Genomic DNA, 20,502 nt, shown 5'->3' with positions numbered 1-20,502 from the left:
CCGCTCGGGCACGGCTCTAAATACGAATCTCGCCAACGATTCTGATTGGGGAAGGGACACTTCGTTGCTCCCCATTCCCGGCGCTTCCTTGGCGCGTTCGCCAAGGGAAAGCCGCTCGCCACACATGCCAAAACTCACAAAACGTACCGCGGATTCCGCCAAGGCGCGGGAGACGGATTACTTCATCTGGGACACCGAACTGCCTGGCCTCGGCCTTCGGGTATATCCATCCGGCAAGCGCAGCTATGTCATTCATTATAGGTTCGCCGGCCGCTCTCGCCGATTCACCATCGGGTTGCATGGCTTCTGGACGCCCGAGCTTGCGCGCCACGAGGCAAGGGTTCTCTTCGGCAAGATCGCGCGTGGCGAAGATCCGTCGGAACAGCGGCAACTCAATCATAAAGCCATAACGGTCAAGGAGCTGTGCGGGCGTTATCTCGAGGACCTGAACGCCGGCTTGATTATGGGCAAGGGTGGACGCCCGAAGAAGCCGACAACCATCGCCAGCGACGTCGGTCGAATCCGCCGTCACATCATTCCGCTGGTCGGGACGCGGCGGGTGAAAGACCTCACCAAGGCGGATATCAATAAGGTCCTGAAGGATGTCATAGCCGGTAAAACCAACGGCAGTTTCAAGACAGGGAAATTGCGGGGCAAGTCCATCGTGCGAGGCGGTGTGGGAGCAGCCTCACGTACTGTCGGACTTCTCAGCGGCATACTGACCTACGCCGTCGGGGCAGGAATTATAGAAGCTAATCCCGCGCACGGGATTCGACGGCCAAAGGATAATATTCGTAGCCGTCGTCTCAGCGACGCCGAGTATCAAACGCTCGGCTCCATCCTCCGGGCAGCAGGGAAGAACGACAGGTACAGGATGACGGTGGAGATCATCCGGCAGCTCGTGCTGACAGGATGCCGTCGGTCGGAGATGCTGGTGCTCCGCTGGGAGGAAGTCGATATCGAAGCAAGCTGTTTGCGACTCGCCGACAGCAAGGAGGGAGCGTCTGTGCGACCGATCGGCCTGCCTGTCGTGGAATACCTCGAGGAGCGCGGCGCGAAGATTTCAAAGACGTACGTCTTCCCAGGAGGCGAGGAGGACAACTCATTCGGCAGCTTTCCCAATCACTGGGAGAAGATTTTCTGGAACACGGCCTTGGCGGATGTCACACCGCACGTCCTCCGACATAGCTTCGCGAGTGTGGCCAACGACCTTGGATTTACGGAATCCACCATTGCAGCATTGATCGGCCACTCGCGAGGCTCCGTCACCAGCAAATATATCCATACGCTGGACGCGGCGTTGATCATGGCCGCCGATACGATCTCCGGTTACATCGAAGGCCTCCTTGACGGCGTCGAGTTCAAGCAGACGTCTTATGCGCTCGACCGTGGGGCCAGAAAGGCGACTTTGGCTCGTTTCCTTAAGAAGATGAGCAGCGCGCGAGACGATGCCCCGATTCCCGAGGAGCATTTGGCTGCATGATGCGGAACCGGCAACGCGCGGAATTTTGGAGGAAGGGCATGGTCGCTGAAGTCATCCAACTCGTCGAACTTGCTGAACAGGATCGGCGGTTGGTCGCGTCATTGCCCGTGCTCGATGAGCGTGACGAGATCGAGTTGCGCTTGATCAGGAGCAACGGTGAAGTTCAGATTGCGCGTTTGCCGCCAAGGGCGGCGAGGATGATCGGCGCGCTGCTGAATGGCTTGGGGTACGAAAAGCGAGTTGTTCTGCTGTCAGAAGGTTGCGCTGATCTGATCTCCAGTAAGAGTTGAAACGACCCGTTTCTGTTTGGGATTTGATCGGTGCCGCGATCAAGTAAGGTCAAGTATCCCGAGTATGCATAGATTCGGCTGCGTCGTCGGTCGGGAAGGAGATGCCGAGCCTCTCCGAGACCGTCTGGATGGTGATGATCGGACTGGCCCGCATCAACTCATGGGGTTTGTGGTTCCCCCTATCCGTCAAGCGCGATCCTTTAATTGGTTCCTGCCGTTATTAAGGCTTATGGCGCTATACTTTAATAGAGGGGCGCGCCCATTCAATCTGCCGGCACACGGCATCAGCTCTCAACCCGTCACGGAAATCCGGTCCGAATTCTTCCTCTCAGTGGGGAGTTGCGGAGCGGCTGACCCTGCGGACGGGGTCGACCGAGACCTCGGGCTCGACCGCAGGGGAGGGCTTTCCCCTCAACGACTTATCCGATCGAAACCTCTGGGCGACTACCAATTAGCGGGTCATTGACTGCCAACCAGCCGGCGGCAATCGGCGATCGCTCGCGGGGTTCTTCCGTGAGGAGCCGCCGAGATAGTTCCTTGAAGGCTGTCAGAAATCTGCGTATATTCCTGACAGGAGAACAGCCATGCAGCGGTTGACGGAACAGATTCTAGCCTATGCGGAAGGGCTGCCCGAGGGGACGCCCGTGGCCGCCAAGAGTCTGCTTCACCTCGGCAATCGCGCCGCGGTGGATCAGGCCCTGTCGCGCCTGGCCGAACGCGGCCAGCTCATTCGCGCGGGCCGTGGTGTCTATCTCCGTCCGGTCACGAGCCGGTTCGGCACACGGGCGCCTTCGGTCGAGCAGGCAGTCGAGGCGCTCGCCACCCAGAGGGGCGAGGTCATCGTCCCGAACGGCGCGGCCGCCGCAAACGCGCTCGGCCTAACGACACAGGTGCCGGTCCGTTCGGTCTATCTCACCTCGGGCCGCAGCCGGACGATGAGCCTTGGCAAGCAGGTCGTCGAGCTGCGGCACGCGCCGCGCTGGCAACTGACGCTCGCCAACCGGCCGGCGGGAGAAGCCGTTCGGGCCTTGGCGTGGCTCGGCCCCGAGAAGGCCGGCGAGGCGCTTGGGACGCTGAAGCGGAAGATGCCGCCAGCCGCCTTTGGCGAACTGGTCGCTGCGGCGCCGCAGCTCCCAACCTGGCTAGCGCAGAGCGTGAGCAAGGCGGCTCATGGCTGAGGCCTTCCTGAGTTTGTCGGCAGAGGACCGCCGCGACGCTCTCGGTGTCGCGGCCGACCGTTCGGGACGCCCCGCCCACCTCCTCGAAAAGGACGTGTGGGTGGTCTGGGCGCTGGCCACGCTGTACGGGTCGCCGCTTGGCGAGCACCTCGTGTTCAAGGGCGGCACGTCGCTTTCGAAAGCCTATGGCGTCATTCGGCGATTCTCCGAAGATGTCGACCTGACCTACGACATACGGGCGATCGCCCCCGATCTCGTTGGCTCCGACAGCGAAGCTTTGCCGAAAACCCGGAGCGAGGAGAAGCGGTGGTCGAGCGAAGTCCGCCGACGGCTGCCGGAATGGGTTGTCGGCGCCGCGCAACCGGTCATTGCCGGCGCACTGGCCGCAGAAGGCCTGGTGGCGGCGGTACGCGCCGAAGGCGAGAAGCTGTTCATCGACTATGAGGCGACCGCAATAGGATCGGGCTACGTCGCCCCGGTCGTCATGCTTGAGTTCGGCGCCCGTTCAACGGGCGAGCCGGCGAGTCTGCGCGATGTCGTCTGTGACGCATCGAGCCTTGTGGAGGGGGTGGCCTTCCCGGCGGCGCGGCCGCGCGTGATGCACGCCGAGCGGACATTCTGGGAGAAGGCCACAGCCATCCACGTCTTCTGCCTGCAGGAACGGCTGCGGGGCGACCGCTTCGCCCGCCACTGGCATGATGTCGTGCGGCTCGACGAAGCGGGCATCGCTGCCGTGGCCTTCGCTGACCGCAGCCTCGCCCAAGCGGTAGCGTGCCACAAGAGCATGTTCTTCCCCGAGAAAGCGGCGGACCGCAGCACCATTGACTATGCCGCGGCGGTCACTGGCGGCTTGCACCTTGTTCCCGCGGGCAACGCCTTGAAGTCCCTTGAAGCGGACTATGCCCACATGGTTGAGGACGGGCTCCTGCTGGGGGATGCTGAGCCGTTCGACGCGCTCATGGCGAAGTGTGCAGATATTACAGTGCAAGCAAATAATGCGGCTAAATAGAATGGGAGGGGAGAGATAGGCGATGAGGGCATTCGAATTCGACCATCGTCTTATCGATTCCTACGCTCGTTTCTCTCGGTCTTTCAGCACCATCCGATCTGAAGACCTGAAGGCGGAGATCGATCGCCAATACGACGCGGGACGTTTCTGGCCCGACGCCCTGCTGTCCATCAACCCTCGCTTCCTTCAAGGGCCGACGATCGACGATCTGGTCGCCTCCGGTGATCTCGACGAAGCAACCGGGAAAATCTTCCGGTTCGGGCCTGCGCCCCTACGGTTCCATCGCCATCAGGCGCAGTCCATCGCTAAGGCGCGAGCTGGCCAGAGTTATGTTGTCACGACCGGCACGGGCTCGGGCAAGTCGCTCTGTTTTTTCGTGCCGGTCGTCGACTCGATCGTTCGCGCGCGCAAAGCCGGCAAGCCGCGCAGGACCAGCGCCATCATCGTCTATCCGATGAATGCGTTGGCCAATAGCCAGATCAACGAGATCGAGAAGTTCATCTCCCAATCCGGCCTCCCCACCGAGATCAAGCCAGTCGTGCGCCGCTACACCGGCCAGGAAAGCCAGGAGGACCGGCAGCGGATCGCGGACAACCCACCGGACATTCTGCTCACCAACTTCATGATGGCCGAGCTTCTCCTGACGCGGCAGGACAGTCTCGACACCAAGGTCATCGAAAATGCAAGCGGTCTGGATTTTATCGTTCTGGACGAACTGCACACCTATCGGGGCCGTCAAGGCGCCGATGTCGCCATCCTCGTCCGCCGTCTTCGCAACCGCTGCACGCCAGAGAAAGCGCCGATCTGTATCGGGACTTCGGCCACGATGGCGAGCGAAGGTTCGGATGCGAACCGCGCTCAGGCTGTGGCGAATGTGGCGTCACGCCTGTTCGGGGCGAACATCGGTCCAGAATCGGTCATCGACGAGTCGCTCGAACGCGCGACGGACGATCGGCTGAAGCTCGACGATGTCCGGGGAAAGCTTGCATCAGTCCTGACGTCTGCGCTTCCCGCTGTGCTGACTGACGAGATTCTGAGGCGGCACCCCTTGGCCGTTTGGACCGAACTGGCGATCGGTCTGGAAGACGGTCAGCAACTGAAGCGCAAGAGGCCCATCCCGTTCGGGCACGCCGTCGATTTGCTGTCGGGCGAGAGCGGCGTTGACGTCGAGATTTGCCGAAAGAACCTTGAAGGCTTTCTCACTCGGGTCAGCCTACCGGAAAAGGACAGAGGCGGCTCGGGAACCGGCGCTTTCCTGGCGTTCAAGCTTCACCAGTTCATCTCGGGCGCGGGAGAGATTTTTACCACGCTGACCGAGAAGCCGAGAAACGTGCTGTTCGAGGGGCAGCTTGAAGACCCCGACGCGCCTGGCCATCGCCTCTACCCGACTCGTTTCTGCAGGGAGTGCGGGCACGAGGTCCATGTCGTTATCAGAGCCGATGATGCTCAAGGTGTCCTGTTCGTTCCAAGGAACATCGATGACGCACCGCTCAATGATCAGGAGGGCGATGCTGCGGGCTATTTGACGCCCACGGGCGACGGCGATGCCGATTACGCCTTCACGGGCGACGTCGAAACCTATCCGGAAGACTGGCGCGAGGAGCGCAACGGCGTCGAGCGGCTGCGCGCGAACAGGAAAGCTCGGGCGCCGCAGATGGTTTCAATCGCCCCCGACGGTCGCCCCAATTCAACGGGAAAGAGCTTCTGGTTCATACCGGGCAAGTTCGGGTTCTGCCCCTGCTGCCTCGATCAGCCACACCCCAGCATGCGGGAGCGCACCAAGCTTGCCGGCCTGTCCGGTGAGGGCCGTAGTTCGGCCACCACCTTGCTGGTTTCAACCGCCCTGGAATGGATGAACGGGCATGACAGTGGCGTCCCCAAGGAAAAGCGCAAGCTCCTTGGTTTCACCGACAACCGGCAGGATGCCGCGCTCCAGGCCGGCCACTTCAATGACTTTCTGTTCGTCAGCCTTCTGCGCGGGGCAATCCTGCGGGCCGTTCTGGACGCTGGCGCCGATGGCATGGCCGAGGACGAATTCGGTCTGCGGATCGTAAAGACGCTCGGCTTCACGGCCAGCAACAAGGAAGCCCGCATCCACTGGATGCAAGACCCAGAGGCCGGCGCCGTGATCCGGGAGGATGCGCAACGCTCCCTCGCCAAGGTTCTTGCTCATCGGTTGTGGACGGACTTGCGCCGGGGATGGCGCTACACCAACCCAAGCCTCTCCGTGCTCGATCTCATCGACGTTGCGTTCATCGGGTTGGACGACATCGCTGCAGATACGGAGCGGCTTGCGGCCATCCGTCCGGAATTCGGCACGCTCGATGTCGCTGCGCGCCAGCAGATGCTGAAGCTGCTCCTGAGCGCCATGCTCGACGGTTTGGCCGTCGGTACGGAAGCGCTGGATTTGACCGAACTCGACGCCGTTGCGCAGAAGTCACGAAATCTGCTGCGCGCGCCGTGGGCCATCGATGCAAAAGAGACGCCGAGAAGCCGCACGGCCCTGTTTCTCCAGGCTCCGGGCAAGGACCGGGTCAGTCTGCGAGAAGAGCAGACGATCGTCCGCGCCGGTCACAATTCCCGCATCGGACGCCTGATCAACCGCAAGAGCGTTATCGGGACCAAGCTCGGCAAGGCGGACTATCTGGCGGTCATGACCGGCCTGATGGAGCTTCTCGCGAGCGAAGGCTTGGTCTCCCGCGTCGACATCGAAGCGGATCTCCAAGGCTGGCGCCTGGCGCCGTCAGCGGTTCGCATCGTGCCCGGCGAGGCCATCCGGAAAGGCGCGGCACAGGGAAACCGCTATTTCCACGACCTCTACAATGAAATCGCCGCCGATTTGAAGAAGGGCCACAGCGCTTTCTGGGGTCTCGAAGGTCGCGAGCACACGGCCCAGGTTTCTCAGAGGTTGCGAGAATATCGCGAGTGGCGCTTCCGGTATGAGAAGGAAGATCAGGAAAGTCTAGCGAACAACGTGGCGGAACTCCGGGTTGCCGGAGAGTCCGAGCAGTTCCTGCCCGCCCTGTTCTGTTCGCCGACCATGGAGCTCGGCGTCGACATTTCGGCCCTCAACGCCGTCTATCTGCGCAACGTGCCGCCGACGCCCGCGAATTATGCTCAGCGCGCCGGTCGCGCCGGGCGGTCCGGGCAGGCTGCCGTCATCGTGACCTATTGCGCGGCCCAGTCGCCGCACGACCAGTATTTCTTCGAACGGCGCAATGAGATGGTGGCCGGTGTCGTCCGCCCGCCGGCGCTCGACATCACGAATGAAGAACTCGTGCGCTCGCACCTGCACGCCGTCTGGCTTGCCGAGGCGAAGCTCGCCCTGTCGCCGGACATTCCGGAAATCCTTGACCTGACGGAGACGGGTTATCCGCTGAAGCCGGAAGTCCACGACGTCATCGACCGGCCTGAGTTGGCGACCGCGGCGCATGGTCCCATGAAGCGGGTTCTCGATCAGATCCTCGCTTCTGTGGAAGGCCGGAAGCCGGCCTGGATGAGCGAGCCGGATGACTTCGTCACGCAAGTGGCCCAACGCGCGCCCCAAGAGTTCGATCGCGCCTTCGATCGTTGGCGGGAACTCTACAACTCAGCGCGAACACAACTGATGGAGGCCAACGCTCGGTCGGAAATCACCGGCCTCTCGGCGTCGGATCGCCGCAAGATCAAGGCCGCTCAGATGCAGGCGAGCGATCAGATCGCCATTCTCGAACAGGGCAAGGCTTCCAACGGCTCGGATTTCTATTCTTATCGCTATCTCGCGACCGAAGGCTTCCTGCCGGGGTATAATTTCCCGCGGCTCCCGCTCTATGCTTTCATCCCCGGGGAGGGAAAATCAGGTTCGTTCCTACAGCGTGCCCGTTTCCTGGCCATTTCGGAGTTCGGGCCGCGCAGCCTGATCTACCACGAAGGCCGCGCCTATCGGGTCTTGAAAGCGAAGCTGCCGCCGGAAGTCCGAGCCGGAGATGGTGCGGAACTCGCCACCCGGGACATCTTCATCTGTTCGAACTGCGGCGCCTGCCACGACGCGGAAGTCGAGCGCTGCCATGCGTGCAACAGTCCGATGGCGGGAGAGGTCCCCGTGCAGAGGACACTCAGGATCGACAACGTCGAGGCGGCGCCGGCCGAACGGATCACGGCGAACGACGAGGAGCGCGTCCGGCAAGGCTTCGACATTCAGACCGTGTTTTCCTGGCCGAAGCGAGACGGACGGGTTCAGATCACCGAGGCCGACTTCCGTTGCGAGGATGCCTCGCTTCTGACCTTGCAATACGCCAACAGCGCCGAGATCAGCCGCATCAACAAGGGGCTCAAGCGGCGGGCCAATCAGACCGTCTTCGGTTTCTATATCGACCCACGTAGTGGCTACTGGGCGAAAGCCGACGACGAGGATTCCGATACCGATCCGCCGCCGGATGTGGTGAAGCCGGTTCGCATCGTCCCGATCGTTCGCGACCACAAGAATGCGCTGCTCTTCCGTTTCATCGAGCCTGGGAGCTATGCGCCCGAGACGATCGTGACGGTCCAGCACGCCCTCATGCGGGGCATCGAGGTGGTCTTCCAACTGGAAGAGGGCGAGGTTCTCGGCGAGCCGCTGCCTGCTCGCGACAATCGTCGCGCCGTCCTGGCTTACGAAGCCACCGAGGGCGGCGCCGGCGTTTTGAGCCGGCTGATCGAGGACCCGCAAGCGCTTGGCGCTGTCGCCCGCGAAGCGCTGGTCCTCATGCACTTCGAGAAGGTCGACGAGGCGATCGCGGCGGGCGATGCCAAGCTGCTGGCCACCCGCGATGGAGAGGCCTGCGTCCGCGGCTGCTACCGCTGTCTCCTCTCCTATTTCAACCAGCCCGATCACGAGCTGATCGACCGGACAAGTGAGCAAGTAAAACAACTGCTGGTCGATCTCGCGCGGGGTCAGGTCATGCTCGCCTCGCGTTCGAGCCTGCCGGGCGACGGCGGAGGATGGGAAGGCGTCTTCAAGGACGCGGGGATTCCTTCGCCTGACGCTTCGGCCGTCGCCTTCTCGGGCCAGGAGATGACCTTCGCCTGGCGCAGCCATTTCGTGGCCGCTTGCGTCTCCTCCCCGACCGAGGCAACGCGCCAGGAGGCGGAAGCCAAGGGTTGGACGCTGTTTGAATTGCCGGAAGCCGTCACTGCGGGTGTGCCCGACGCGATGCTCTCGATGTTCGGGGAATAATCCGATGACGATAAACTTTGCCCCTGGGGACTTGGTTCGAGCGCGCGGACGTGAGTGGGTCGCGCTCCCGTCCCCCCGGGATGGCGTGCTGGCGCTGCGGCCCCTGTCCGGCGGCGAGAACGATACCGTCGTCCTCGACCCCGTGCTCGAACTCCTACCCGTCGAGCCAGCCCACTTCGACCTCCCTGCCGACGCCGCGGTGACGGTTCAGGCCAAAGCGGCGCTGCTTGCGGACGCGATGCGTCTGGCTTTGCGCCGTGGCGCAGGCCCTTTCCGATCAGCCGCGCAGCTCGCCTTCGAACCGCGGACCTACCAGCTCGTGCCCTTGCTGATGGCGCTTCGTCTATCGGCGCCGCGCCTGCTGATCGCGGACGATGTCGGCATCGGCAAGACGATCGAAGCCGGCCTCATTCTGCGCGAGCTGATGGACCGGGGCGAGGTGGACGCCTTTTCGGTGCTCTGCCCGCCGCATCTGGTCGAACAATGGGTTGGAGAGCTGAAGGCGCGCTTCGGGATTGACGCCGTCCCGGTCACGTCCGGCACCGCGAGCCGATTGGAACGCGGCCTGCCACTCGCTCAGACGCTGTTCGACGCCTATCCCTTCACGGTCGTCAGCCTCGACTACATCAAGGCCGAGAAGCGCCGGGAAGGCTTCGCGCGCGCCTGCCCGGATTTCGTCATCGTCGATGAAGCTCATGCCTGCGTGGGTACGCATCAGGGCCGGCAGCAACGCTTCGAGCTTCTGTCGGGGTTGGCCCGGAATCCCGAACGGCGGATGATCCTTCTGACCGCGACGCCGCATTCTTGCGAACGAAGCCGCTTCCATGCCGACCGTAAGGAAGCAGGCTTCTGCATCCACGCAGCACGCGATGGCATATCTAGTTGATATTTTGGGGAAATGGCGCACCCGACAGGATTCGAACCTGTGACCTTCGGCTTCGGAGGCCGACACTCTATCCAGCTGAGCTACGGGTGCAATCACTGTAGCGCCTAGCCCGACCGACCTTCGGAGGTCAACGGATTCGGCGGTCTTCAACTCACTTCTCAGATCGATGATCCGGCTGCCGCGCAAACGCCCGCCATCGTATCCATCATCCGCCGATTTTACCCCGCGCCCTGCTTACGCGGTGCTTACGCGAGAAAATCGGCCTTCTCCAGGGGGCTTGAGGCCTCCACTAACCCCCTGCTTTCTCTGTCCTTTCTTCGACCTTCTATGCTACGTTCCCCCTTGACATCAGCCTTCGGAGGGCAACGCTCTATCCAGCTGAGCTACGGGTGCTTGCCGTGACCCGTGAGTAGCCCAACTGAGCGGCGGACGCAACGGCGCTGTGTGGGGCGACTGAATGCCTGAATGGCAAAGGGATGGCAGCATGCCCCTCAGGCAAAGGTCACACGTTCGAATCGTGTCGGGCGCGCCAATCTGTTCAATGACTTAGCAGACGTTTCGTCAGCCTTCAGCGGCTGTGGTGTCACTACAGTGTCACCGCGACGCTGGGGGAGGTTGCAGCCGATTCGGACTTCGTAGTGCTGGCTCTATTCGGCTGCCTAGCCGCGCCACCCTGCAGAGCCGAAGGCGCGAACGCTGCCAGCTTCGGCCTGACGTCCTGCGCTGACGCCACGTCCCTGTCCGATCAGCCGGCCTACCGATCAGCCTTCTTCACCTGGACGCTCGGTTTCGCCACTGGCATCAACAACGTGCTGGTGGTGCGCGATCAGCAGTTTCGCGACCTGTCCGGTCTGAACGCCGATCTGGTGGTGGGATCGTTGCGCGCATTCTGCACGCAGCATCCGTCGGCGTTCCTTGTCCAAGGGGCCGAGCGCTTCCACACCGGCCCGCCGCTGCGCGCCTGGACGGCTCCGCGCTGACGGCTCAGAGCAGCGAGGTGAATCCCGTCAGGCAGGCGCCGCCCGCCACGATGATGAGGGCTGACAGCGCCTCGGCCATGCCGGCACGCCGCGCATCGCCTTCGATGCGGTGGCGGCACGCTCGGCGCCTTCGACGCTGCGATCGAGGAGGATCTCGGGGCGGCCGCATCGCCCTGACGCGAGCCACGACCGCGTTCGAGGCGGCGCTTCAGGATCTCGTCACCAGGGCCGAGGCACGGCTGCGGCAGCTCGATTGGGCCGTCGAGCAGAGCCTGCTGTTAGGATTGAGCGCGGCAACCAGCGGGATCGCGTGGAAGGAGCCGGATGCCGTTCCCGTCGAGGTGGGTCCTCTCGGTGACACCAAGGACAACACAGCCCTGAGCGAAGCCCTGGCGCTGGTGATCGCGACCGACACCGGCCGCATCGTCATCAGCCCCCAGGATCTCTCAGCGGGGCTGCCGCTGCAATTCCCGGACGGCGCCGTCCCCGTCCGGGTCGAACCCTTCACTTCCACCGCTCACTGACATCACTCAAGGACACCGATACCATGCCCCATTCCCCCGAAATCCTGAGCTTCCTGGCAGCGGTCAAGCAGCATCGAGGCGCTGACCCAGGAGATCCGCCACGACGGACTGGCCACCTTCGAGAAGGCTGAGGCTGCCTATACGGAGGTGCAAGAGCTGCGCGCGGTGCTGAACGCGCGGAGCTCCGAGCTGCGTCGCGGCAGCGCGTAACGGACAGCACAGCCACCGCCGATGAGAATTCATCGGCGGCGGTTGGGCGCGATCACACCGAGAGATCAGTTGGCGGAGCCCCTGCCGCACAGGCATGAGCACGGTCCAAAATCCCGGGAGCGCGGAACCGCTTCTGGACGAGTCATCAGAGCGGCAGAGGCAGACCGCTGATCCGGCTCAGAGAATTGCAAGCCTGGCCATTGGGTGCTGTGGCTCCTGGCCATTTGTGGTCCGTCCTCACAGCGTGGGGAGGACGGTAAAAGGACGTTCGGCACAGCTCGGGTGGTGAGCTTCTTCCGGCCCATTCCAGACCCTGCACATCGCTGGTTGAGTGTCGGATCTGAAGCGTGAGCGGTCCTTCAGCAAGATCCGGGGGTTGAACCGCAAGAGCTTCGAACCGGCCCACTTCTGTGTCGAGGGTTGCCCTCAGCCAGCACGGATTCGCTACGCCGAGGCGGCGTAGCGTTCCAGGTTACGATGGAGCGTCTCCAGCATCATGCCTCGAACAGGGTCGCGCACATCTCTTGGATAGGCGGCTGCCAGCGGAAGACGCCGGATCGGGGCACCGGATGCGGACAGGACCGGGACGAAGGCCACGCTCTGCACGCCGATGCTCGATGTCCATCGCGGCACGATCGCGAGTCCGAGCCCCGCGGCGACGAGGTTGACGATTGTTTGCTTCTCGTCCGCGGCTTGACTGATATGTGCGGTGATTCCGGCCTCCGCGAAGAGCTTGATCGTCAGGTCGTGGCTATGCGGACGCGAGCGGCGATCGGGTACGATCAGGAGCGCGTCCGCGAGATCGGCGACCGCGACGCTCGGAGCAGTCGCGAGGCGGTGATCCGTCGGCATCGCGACCACGGCCGTTTCGTGCAGTAAAGGCTCGAAATGCAGGGCCGCGTCGCGATGATCAGGGGGGCGGACGAAGGCGAGGTCGAGGCGCCCGGACAGTAGGCGCGGCAGTAGGCGGATCGTCTTGTCCTCGACGATCTGCACGGCAATGTCCGGATGCGTCGTGCGAAAATCCTGCAGCAGCATCGGCAACAGCCCCGCGCCGGCGCTGTCGATGGCGCCAATGCGCAGGGTGGTGGCCGTCATCCGTGACTGCACCCGGGCGCGAACCGCGAGCGCGTCCGCATCGGCGACGATCCGGCGCGCCTGCTCGACCAGATCGGCGCCCACCACCGTCAGCGCCACGGAACGGGTCGTGCGCACGAAAAGATCGACGCCGAGGCTCTCTTCCAGCAACCGGACGAAGCGCCCGAGAGCGGCCGGCAGCATCTCTAGCCGCTGCGCGGCACGGCCGAAATGCAGCTCGTCGGCCACCGCGACGAAGCAGCGGAGTTGCTGAAGATCCAAAGCCCGCTCCTCTCCTGCGGCCACTATATCACATATTTGTATAATTTACGTCAGCTATCTCTGCCCCCCTCTGCCTGAGAGGGTAAACCGCGAGGATGGCCGCAAGTGTCGTCCCGTTCAGGTAGGAGACGGCCATGGGCGACGCCATCGAGGCGCGCACCATCCGCAGGGTATCCTGGCGGATCGTGCCCTTCATCATGCTTCTCTACTTCGTCGCCTTCATCGACCGCGTAAACATCGGCTTCGCGGCCCTGACGATGAACAAGGATCTCGGCTTCTCATCAGCGGTGTTCGGGTTCGGCGCCGGCGTGTTCTTCTTCGGTTACTTCCTGTTCGAAGTGCCGTCGAACATCATCCTCGACAAGGTCGGCGCTCGGCTGTGGATCGCCCGGGTGATGATCACCTGGGGGCTTATCTCCGGCGCCTTCGCCTTCATCGAGAGCGAGACGAGCTTCTACGTGCTGCGGTTCTTGCTGGGCGCTGCGGAGGCCGGATTCTTTCCCGGCATCATCCTCTATCTCAGCTACTGGTTCCCGGCCCGGCACCGCGCCGGCGTGGTCTCGCTCTTCATGGCGGCGGCGCCGATCTCGGTGGTGCTCGGCTCGCCGATCTCCAGCGCGCTCCTGGAGATGGACGGGCTCATGGGACTCCACGGCTGGCAGTGGATGTTCATCATCGAAGCGATTCCCGCGATTGTGCTCGGAATCGTCGTGCTGTTCTACATGACGGACCGGCCCGAGAAGGCGAAGTGGCTGCCCGAAGACGAGCGGAACTGGCTCGTCGCGCAGATGAACGACGAGCGCGCCTCGAAGCAGACGGCCGCCAAGCACGGCATCCTCGCCGGGCTCGCCGACATCCGCGTGCTGGCTCTGGCGCTGGTCTATTTCGGCACCTCGGCCGGCCTCTACACGCTGGGCATCTGGGCGCCGCAGATCATCAAAAGCTTCGGCCTGTCGACCATGGCGGTCGGTCTGCTCAACGCCGTGCCGCCGACCATTGCGGTCGTCGCCATGATCCTGTGGGCCCGCCACTCGGACAAGACCGGCGAGCGCACCTGGCACGTCGTCATCGCCTGCCTCGTCGCGGCGGCTGGCCTCGCGCTCGCCGGCGCCGCCGCCTCGGTCGTCGCGGTCATCGCCGCGCTCAGCCTCGTCAATGTCGGCATCAGCGCGGCCAAGCCCCCGCTCTGGGCCATGCCGACGATGTTCTTGTCGGGCTCCGCGGCAGCGGTCGGCATCGCCACCATCAACTCGATCGGCAACCTCGGCGGCTTCGTCGGACCTTGGGTGATCGGCTGGCTCAAGGACAAGACCGGCAGCTTCACCGGCGGGCTCGTCTTCGTGGCCAGCCTGCTCGTCCTCTCCGCCATCCTCAGCCTCGTCGTCGCCCGGACCGGGCGTCGCGCCGAGTCGGCCCGCGTCGCCGCGCACTAGTGCCGCCCCGTTGGGGCGGGCGCGGCTCTAAGTTCTTGTTTTGGCGCGCCTTCTTCGGATGAACCGGCGTCCACTTCTCGAAAGCGCTCCAACCCATTCTTCCTCTCGACCTCAACCCTCAAGGATATCCGTCATGAAGACCTACAGCATCGCCGCCATTCCCGCCGACGGCATCGGCATCGAGGTGATCGCCGCCGGCATTGAGGTGCTGGATGCGCTCGCCGAGAAGACCGGCAGCTTCCGGTTCAAGTTCGACCACTTCGACTGGGGATCGGACTACTACAAGCGGCACGGCGTGATGATGCCCGCCGACGGGCGTGAGCAGATCAAGGATCACGACGCGATCTTCTTCGGTGCCGTCGGCGCGCCGGACGTGCCGGATCACATCACGCTCTGGGGCCTGCGGCTCGCCATCTGCCAGCCCTTCGACCAGTACGCCAATGTCCGCCCGACCCGGATCCTGCCGGGCATCACCAGCCCGCTGCGCCACGTCACCGGGCCGGAGCTGAACTGGGTGATTGTGCGCGAGAATTCGGAGGGTGAGTACGCCGGCGTCGGCGGGCGCGTGCACCAGGGTCACCCCAACGAGGTCGCCACCGACGTCTCGATGATGACCCGCTCGGGCGTCGATCGGATCATTCGCTTCGCCTTCAAGCTGGCGCAGTCCCGCCCGCGCAAGCTGCTGACTGTCGTCACCAAGTCGAACGCGCAGCGTCACGCCATGGTGATGTGGGACGAGATCGCCGCCGAGGTCGCCCGGGACTTCCCCGACGTGACCTGGGACAAGATGCTGGTCGACGCCATGACCATGCGCATGACGATGAAGCCGGAGACGCTGGACACCATCGTAGCCACGAACCTGCATGCCGACATCCTGTCGGACCTCGCCGCGGCTTTGGCCGGCTCGCTCGGCATCGCGCCGACGGCCAACATCAACCCCGAGCGGACTTATCCCTCGATGTTCGAGCCGATCCACGGCTCGGCCTTCGACATCACCGGCAAGGGCGTCGCCAACCCGATCGCGACCTTCTGGACCGCCTGCCAGATGCTGGAGCACCTCGGCGAGAAGGCGGCCGCTGACCGGCTGATGCGCGCGGTCGAGCGCGTCACCGCCGATCCGAACCTGCACACGCCGGATCTCGGCGGCAAGGCGACGACCCGTCAGGTCACGGACGCGGTCATCGCCGCCGTCCAGGGTGACAACGAGTAGGCCCGTGCTCGAGCCCACCCTCCGTGCGAGCCCATCTGGAAAGCGGTGCCGGAGAGACGGCGAAGCCCGGCGATCCTCGCCTCGCCCGGCCGGATCTGCGTATGGTGGCGACCCCGCCGATGGCGCTTGAGGCCGCCGCCGGCCTCGCACGGCGGGTGGGCGTCCCCCCCCCTGATCCTCGGGACGCCATCGGGGGCGAGGCGCGCGGGGTCGGCCGTGTCATGGCCGGCATTGCCAAGAGCATCGCCGGCCACGGCCTGCCGCTGGCGGCACCCTTTGTGCTGCTCTCCGGGGTGAGGATCGCCGGAGCGATCCTCACCCCGGAGACCCCCGCCCGAGGTCTCAGCTTACGTGCCCGCCTTGATCGAAACGATGGGCATGGCTTCCTCGAGGCCCTGAGCGATGGGATCATCACGGGCCCTACCCTGACCAACGTGAACGACTTCGCGCGGTCCTGATCGCTTGATTCCATCCTGCAGAGGCGGTCGCTTGCGGCCGAACCAGCCATGCGCCGTTACCGTCATGCCAAGATCGTCGCGACCGTCGGCCCGGCGACCAACACGCCGGAGATGCTGAAAGCCCTGTTCCTCGCCGGGGTCGACACCTTCCGCCTCAACTTCAGCCACGGTCTGCAGGAGGACCACGCACGGGTCCACGCCGCCATCCGCGCGCTGGAGACCGAAGTCGGGCGGCCGATCGGCATCCTTCAGGATCTGCAGGGCCCCAAGATCCGCGTCGGCACCGTCCGCGACGGCCGGCTCGATCTCGTCGCTGGCGAGCGGGTGCGCTTCGTGCTCGGCGGCTCGGAGGGCGGCAAGGATGCGATCCCGCTGAATCACCCCGAGATCTTCAAAGCCGTCATCCCGGGCCAGGAACTGCTCATCGACGACGGGCGCGTGCGCGTGCGCGTCGTCGGCGTCGATGCGGCCGTGATCGAGGCCGAGGTCGTCACCGCCGGGGCGGTCTCGAACCGCAAGGGCGTGAACCTGCCCGGCACGTTGCTCGACCTTTCGCCCCTGACCGAGAAGGACCGCGCCGACCTCGCCTTCGGCCTCGAACTCGGTGTCGACTGGGTCGCGCTCTCCTTCGTGCAGAAACCTTCCGACGTGCTCGAGGCCCGCGGTCTCATCGGGGACCGGGCCGGCATCATGACGAAGGTGGAGAAGCCGCAGGCGCTGGAGCGGATCGAGGACATCATCCGCCTGTCCGACGCGGTGATGGTGGCCCGCGGCGATCTCGGCGTCGAGATCCCGCACGAGGACGTGCCGGGGCGCCAGAAGGAGCTGATCCGCGCCTGCCGGCTGGCCGTGAAGCCGGTGGTGGTGGCGACGCAGATGCTCGACTCGATGGTCGGCGCGCCGGCCCCGAGCCGGGCGGAAGCCTCCGACGTCGCCACCGCGATCTACGACGGCGCCGACGCGGTGATGCTGTCGGCGGAATCGGCGACCGGCCTCTACCCGGTCGAAGCGGTGGCGATGATGGACCGCATCATCCGCAGCGTGGAAGGGCACAAGCTCTACCGCTCGATCATCGCGGCCTCCGAGCCCGGTGAGGAGGAGACCCCGCCCCATGCCGTCGCTACGGCGACGGCGGTGCTGGCCGAAGCGGTCCAGGCGAACGCCATCGTCGCCTACACCACCAGCGGGACGACGGCGGCGCGCGTGGCGCGCAAGCGCCCGGCGGTGCCGATCCTGGCACTTACCCCGAGCCGAGAGACCGCGCGGCGGCTGAGCCTGCTCTGGGGCACGCACAGCGTTCGCACGGACGATGTCGATTCCTACGAGGAGATGACCACCAAGGCATGCCACCACGCGCAGGAGGAGGGCTTCGCCAAGCCCAACGACATGATCGTGGCCGCAGCCGGCATCCCGTTCCACACGGTCGGCAACACCAACAACATCCGTGTAATACAAATGTAAGCTCGACACGCTAGATGTTGATGCTCAACATGTTGTCGTCTGCCAAGCCGAGGCGGCTGATGGGCGTTGAGCCGTTGATGCCGCTTTGGGGGCGGTGCCAATTGTAGTGGAACAAGAAGGCGGGTAGTTCCGCGCGGCGCTGCTCGGAGGTGTCGTAGGCGCGGGCATAGGCCCATTCGCGCAAGGACGTCTGGACGAATCGCTCGACCTTGCCGTTGGTTCTCGGCATGTAGGGTCTTGTGCGCTTGCGGCGGATGTCGAGGCGTCGCAAGGCCTTGGCGTAACGCCTGGATTTGAAGGCGGGCCCGTTGTCGGTCATCACGCGCTCGACGCCGATGCCGTGGCGACGAAAGAAACGCAGCGCGTTGAAGAGGAAGGCGAGGCAGGAGGTCCGGGTCTCGTCGGGCAGAATCTCGGAGTAGGCGAGCCGAGAGTGGTCATCGACGGCTAAGTGCAGGTACTCCCGGCCGATGCCGCGCCCTGAACTCTGTCGGGTGCGGTCGCCGATGATGCGATGACCGGTGCGTTCGTAGCGTTGGACGGGTGGAGGTGGTTCAAGATCACGGATGCGGCTCAGGCCATGCCGGCGCAGCCCCCGGCTGACGGCAGTGGGCGAGACGGCCAAGTCACGGGCGATCTGCGCGCCGGTCAGGCGCTGCCGACGCAAGGCCAGGATGGCCTCCTGCGTCGCGATCGGGGTCAGGCGATGCAGCGTGTGAGGCCGTGAGGAGCGATCCTGCAGCCCGGCGGCTCCTTCGGCTGCGAAGCGGGCCACGCACTTGCCCACCGTCTTCGGCCACACGCCCATCGTCGCGGCCACCGTCTTCGGGCTGAGCCCGCTCCGGGCCAGCCGAACCAAGCGCTCTCGACCTGACGGCGTCAAACGCGCATTCTGGTGGATGTTCATCCGGTCTCTCCGGGAGAGCTGAAGCGTCGCAACTCCAGCGTCCTCGGTTCACATCGGATGGACAGCCTCCTGAAAGCTCACACCTAGTCGATGACGCGCAGACCCTGATTGGGGGCGGCGTCACCACTCTGTCCCGTGGCCGTTCGCACGTCAGCCCCCATAGCGCTTCAGATGCAGGTAGGTCGGGTCGAATTCGGCCGCATCGGAGAGGCGCCCTCAGTCGTGAATGACCAGTTGGCGAGCCGTGAGGGTGACGAGGCCATCGTCGCGCAAGGCCTTCGTCGCCCAGCCGACACGGGATCCGCTTGATCGGAGCCAACAAGCCCGCGTGGCGCCTGAGCGAAGCCCGGATCCGCCATCCCGAAGGGATCAAACGGACTTGGGATGAGATGCACCGTGGTTCGTGAGCGGCCGGCGCGTCCTCGCCGGTCGCGACATGTGGCCGGACGCGGCGGTGATCCTGCGCCGGCCGAGCGCGGTCCCTCTCATCCGCCCGATCCCTTCGGGATGGCAGGTGGCGGCGTCGATTCGTCGTCTCGGCAAGACATGGGAAGGCATCGCGGCGCCCATGAGCCCACGCGCCGCGATTGTGTGAGGATCGGGAGGGCCGCCTTGTCGCGGCCCTCCCGAGGGACAGGCGCGGAGGCCTACGCCGCCGTGCCCCACTCGTCCTTGGCCTGGGCCGCCGTGCGGTTCAGCCGGACCTCACCCCCCTCGACCGTATCGATCGAGTCGATGTGGATGAAGTGGTGGATACCCTGAGCGTCGGGATCGGTCCGGGTCAGCTTGATCCTCTGTCCGTCGAGATGATCGACGGTTCCGACATGGCCACCGTCGGAGCCGATGACGGGCATGTGCTCCTGAATTTGGCTGGTATCGACCATGGTCGGACTCCTTAAGCGACCTTGGCCTTGCTGCCTTTCCTCGGGGCAGCCTTCTCCGCCTGATCGTCGTCGGCCTCGGAGCCCTCGGTATTGATGCGCTCGGCGATCTCGGAGAGCAGCTGATCGGTCTTCTTCTCCTCCTGCAGGGTCTCGTCGAGCAGCTTGGCGGCATCCCCGTAGCCGAGCTGGGTCGCCCAGGTCTTGAGCGTGCCGTAGCGGGCGATCTCGTAGTGCTCGACGGCCTGCGCGCAGGCGGCCAAGACGGCGTCGGCGGCCGGGCTGTCGCCGAAATCCTCCAGATCCTCCTCCATCTCGGAGGTCAGACCCTGCATCGCCTCGCAGGTCTTGCCGCGCGCCGGCTTGCCGATGATCTCGAACACCTGCTGCAGCCGCTCGACCTGATTGGCGCTCTCCTCGGCATGGGTCTCGAACGCCTGACGCAGCTCGTCGTGCTCGGCGGCCTTGGCCGACTTCTTCAGGGCGCGCACCGATTGACGCTCGGCGTAGTAGACGTCCTTCAGCGTTTCGTAAAAGGCATCCTGCAAGGTTTTCTGCTTGGTGGCCATGGTGTCCGTCTCCCGACCCGTTGAACGACTGAGGCTGCGGGAGTGATCTCACCGGCAGCGCGTCTCGTAAGAACGTGGCCTTGGGCGACGGGGTCCGAAAATTAATCCGGGAGTCCGACCCAAAATCTTGGGAACCACACTCCCAGGTTTGGTGCGGCCGGTGCCCATCTCCGGCAGCGTGTGACGGGGCATCCCACTTCGGTGCTGCGGCGAGGACGGCATGGGCACCGCTTTCACCGCAGGGGTGCCTCCCGGCCCTCATGAGGGCCCACCGCCGGTCCGGGCCGAGACGATCCGCCTCGTCAGGGGCGATCTGCGGCGATGAGCCCCCTGTCTCGACACTTGCCTCTGCCCCACGGCCTTTACACTGCCCCACGAAACTCCCGTCCGCCGACCGTTGCGCTTCTGATCGCGTCGGCGCAGCGGGAGTTTTGTGAGAGACACTGATACGCAGATGGGGTGGATGGCTC

16 protein-coding genes and 1 tRNA gene are annotated in these 20,502 nt (G+C 64.5%); 12 read left to right on the top strand and 5 right to left on the bottom strand.

Going from position 1 to position 20,502, the window contains the following annotated elements; translation table 11 throughout:
* Positions 1-124 precede the first annotated feature (124 nt).
* From MZTS_RS08040 to MZTS_RS08015, 6 genes are all read left to right on the top strand, one after another.
* Positions 125-1,483: a tyrosine-type recombinase/integrase gene (locus tag MZTS_RS08040; RefSeq protein WP_192283104.1), complete on the top strand. Its 1,359-nt coding sequence runs from the start codon at positions 125-127 to the stop codon at positions 1,481-1,483.
* A 38-nt stretch (positions 1,484-1,521) separates the two neighbouring features.
* A complete protein-coding gene (locus tag MZTS_RS08035; RefSeq protein WP_192283102.1) occupies positions 1,522-1,773 on the top strand; it encodes a hypothetical protein in 252 nt (83 codons plus the stop codon).
* 584 nt (positions 1,774-2,357) lie between these two features.
* A complete protein-coding gene (locus tag MZTS_RS08030; protein WP_009866181.1) occupies positions 2,358-2,951 on the top strand; it encodes a DUF6088 family protein in 594 nt (197 codons plus the stop codon).
* Positions 2,944-3,960: a nucleotidyl transferase AbiEii/AbiGii toxin family protein gene (locus tag MZTS_RS08025; protein WP_009866180.1), complete on the top strand. Its 1,017-nt coding sequence runs from the start codon at positions 2,944-2,946 to the stop codon at positions 3,958-3,960. The genes MZTS_RS08030 and MZTS_RS08025 overlap by 8 nt, the downstream gene beginning before the upstream one ends.
* A 22-nt stretch (positions 3,961-3,982) precedes the next feature.
* Positions 3,983-9,154, top strand: a complete 5,172-nt coding sequence (locus MZTS_RS08020) for a DEAD/DEAH box helicase (RefSeq protein ID WP_192283100.1) — start codon at positions 3,983-3,985, stop codon at positions 9,152-9,154.
* Between the two features lie 85 nt (positions 9,155-9,239).
* On the top strand, positions 9,240-10,040 hold the full coding sequence (locus tag MZTS_RS08015) for a DEAD/DEAH box helicase (protein ID WP_343068722.1): 801 nt from the start codon (positions 9,240-9,242) through the stop codon (positions 10,038-10,040).
* A gap of 13 nt (positions 10,041-10,053) precedes the next feature.
* Here the strand turns inward: MZTS_RS08015 and MZTS_RS08010 are convergent.
* Positions 10,054-10,130: transfer RNA gene (locus MZTS_RS08010), tRNA-Arg, on the bottom strand.
* 548 nt (positions 10,131-10,678) lie between these two features.
* Here MZTS_RS08010 and MZTS_RS08005 point away from each other — a divergent pair.
* Together MZTS_RS08005 and MZTS_RS08000 are read left to right on the top strand one after the other, a co-directional pair.
* On the top strand, positions 10,679-11,020 hold the full coding sequence (locus tag MZTS_RS08005; protein WP_192283098.1) for a hypothetical protein: 342 nt from the start codon (positions 10,679-10,681) through the stop codon (positions 11,018-11,020).
* Between the two features lie 104 nt (positions 11,021-11,124).
* Entirely contained in the window at positions 11,125-11,544 is a 420-nt protein-coding gene (locus MZTS_RS08000) for a hypothetical protein (protein ID WP_192283096.1), read from the top strand.
* A gap of 654 nt (positions 11,545-12,198) precedes the next feature.
* Here the strand turns inward: MZTS_RS08000 and MZTS_RS07995 are convergent.
* Entirely contained in the window at positions 12,199-13,113 is a 915-nt protein-coding gene (locus MZTS_RS07995; protein ID WP_192283106.1) for a LysR family transcriptional regulator, read from the bottom strand.
* Between the two features lie 134 nt (positions 13,114-13,247).
* Between MZTS_RS07995 and MZTS_RS07990 the strand changes: the two genes are divergently transcribed.
* From MZTS_RS07990 to pyk, 4 genes are all read left to right on the top strand, one after another.
* Positions 13,248-14,546, top strand: coding sequence for an MFS transporter (locus MZTS_RS07990; RefSeq protein WP_192283094.1), 1,299 nt, complete (start codon positions 13,248-13,250; stop codon positions 14,544-14,546).
* Between the two features lie 133 nt (positions 14,547-14,679).
* The gene (locus MZTS_RS07985; protein ID WP_192283092.1) at positions 14,680-15,756 is read left to right on the top strand and encodes a tartrate dehydrogenase; all 1,077 of its coding nucleotides are present in this window, start codon (positions 14,680-14,682) and stop codon (positions 15,754-15,756) included.
* 101 nt (positions 15,757-15,857) lie between these two features.
* The gene (locus MZTS_RS07980) at positions 15,858-16,214 is read left to right on the top strand and encodes an MOFRL family protein (protein ID WP_192283090.1); all 357 of its coding nucleotides are present in this window, start codon (positions 15,858-15,860) and stop codon (positions 16,212-16,214) included.
* A gap of 48 nt (positions 16,215-16,262) precedes the next feature.
* Complete coding sequence (gene pyk / locus MZTS_RS07975; protein WP_192283088.1) at positions 16,263-17,675, top strand: pyruvate kinase; 1,413 nt, start codon at positions 16,263-16,265, stop codon at positions 17,673-17,675.
* A 10-nt stretch (positions 17,676-17,685) separates the two neighbouring features.
* On the opposite strand, the gene MZTS_RS07970 is transcribed toward pyk, so the two are convergent.
* The 3 genes from MZTS_RS07970 to MZTS_RS07960 form a co-directional block, all read right to left on the bottom strand.
* Positions 17,686-18,582 carry an IS481 family transposase gene (locus tag MZTS_RS07970; RefSeq protein WP_192283086.1) on the bottom strand — a complete coding sequence of 299 codons (897 nt, stop codon included), beginning with the start codon at positions 18,580-18,582 and terminating at the stop codon, positions 17,686-17,688.
* A gap of 647 nt (positions 18,583-19,229) precedes the next feature.
* Positions 19,230-19,466, bottom strand: coding sequence for a DUF2171 domain-containing protein (locus tag MZTS_RS07965; RefSeq protein WP_192283085.1), 237 nt, complete (start codon positions 19,464-19,466; stop codon positions 19,230-19,232).
* Positions 19,467-19,477: 11 nt separating this feature from the next.
* Complete coding sequence (locus MZTS_RS07960; RefSeq protein ID WP_192283084.1) at positions 19,478-20,032, bottom strand: YciE/YciF ferroxidase family protein; 555 nt, start codon at positions 20,030-20,032, stop codon at positions 19,478-19,480.
* Positions 20,033-20,502 lie beyond the last annotated feature (470 nt).

The sequence above is a fragment of the Methylorubrum zatmanii genome, assembly GCF_014845115.1.
Taxonomy (GTDB): domain Bacteria; phylum Pseudomonadota; class Alphaproteobacteria; order Rhizobiales; family Beijerinckiaceae; genus Methylobacterium; species Methylobacterium zatmanii.
Note: the sequence above shows the minus strand (reverse complement) of the source record. Positions and strands in the feature narration are given on the sequence as shown.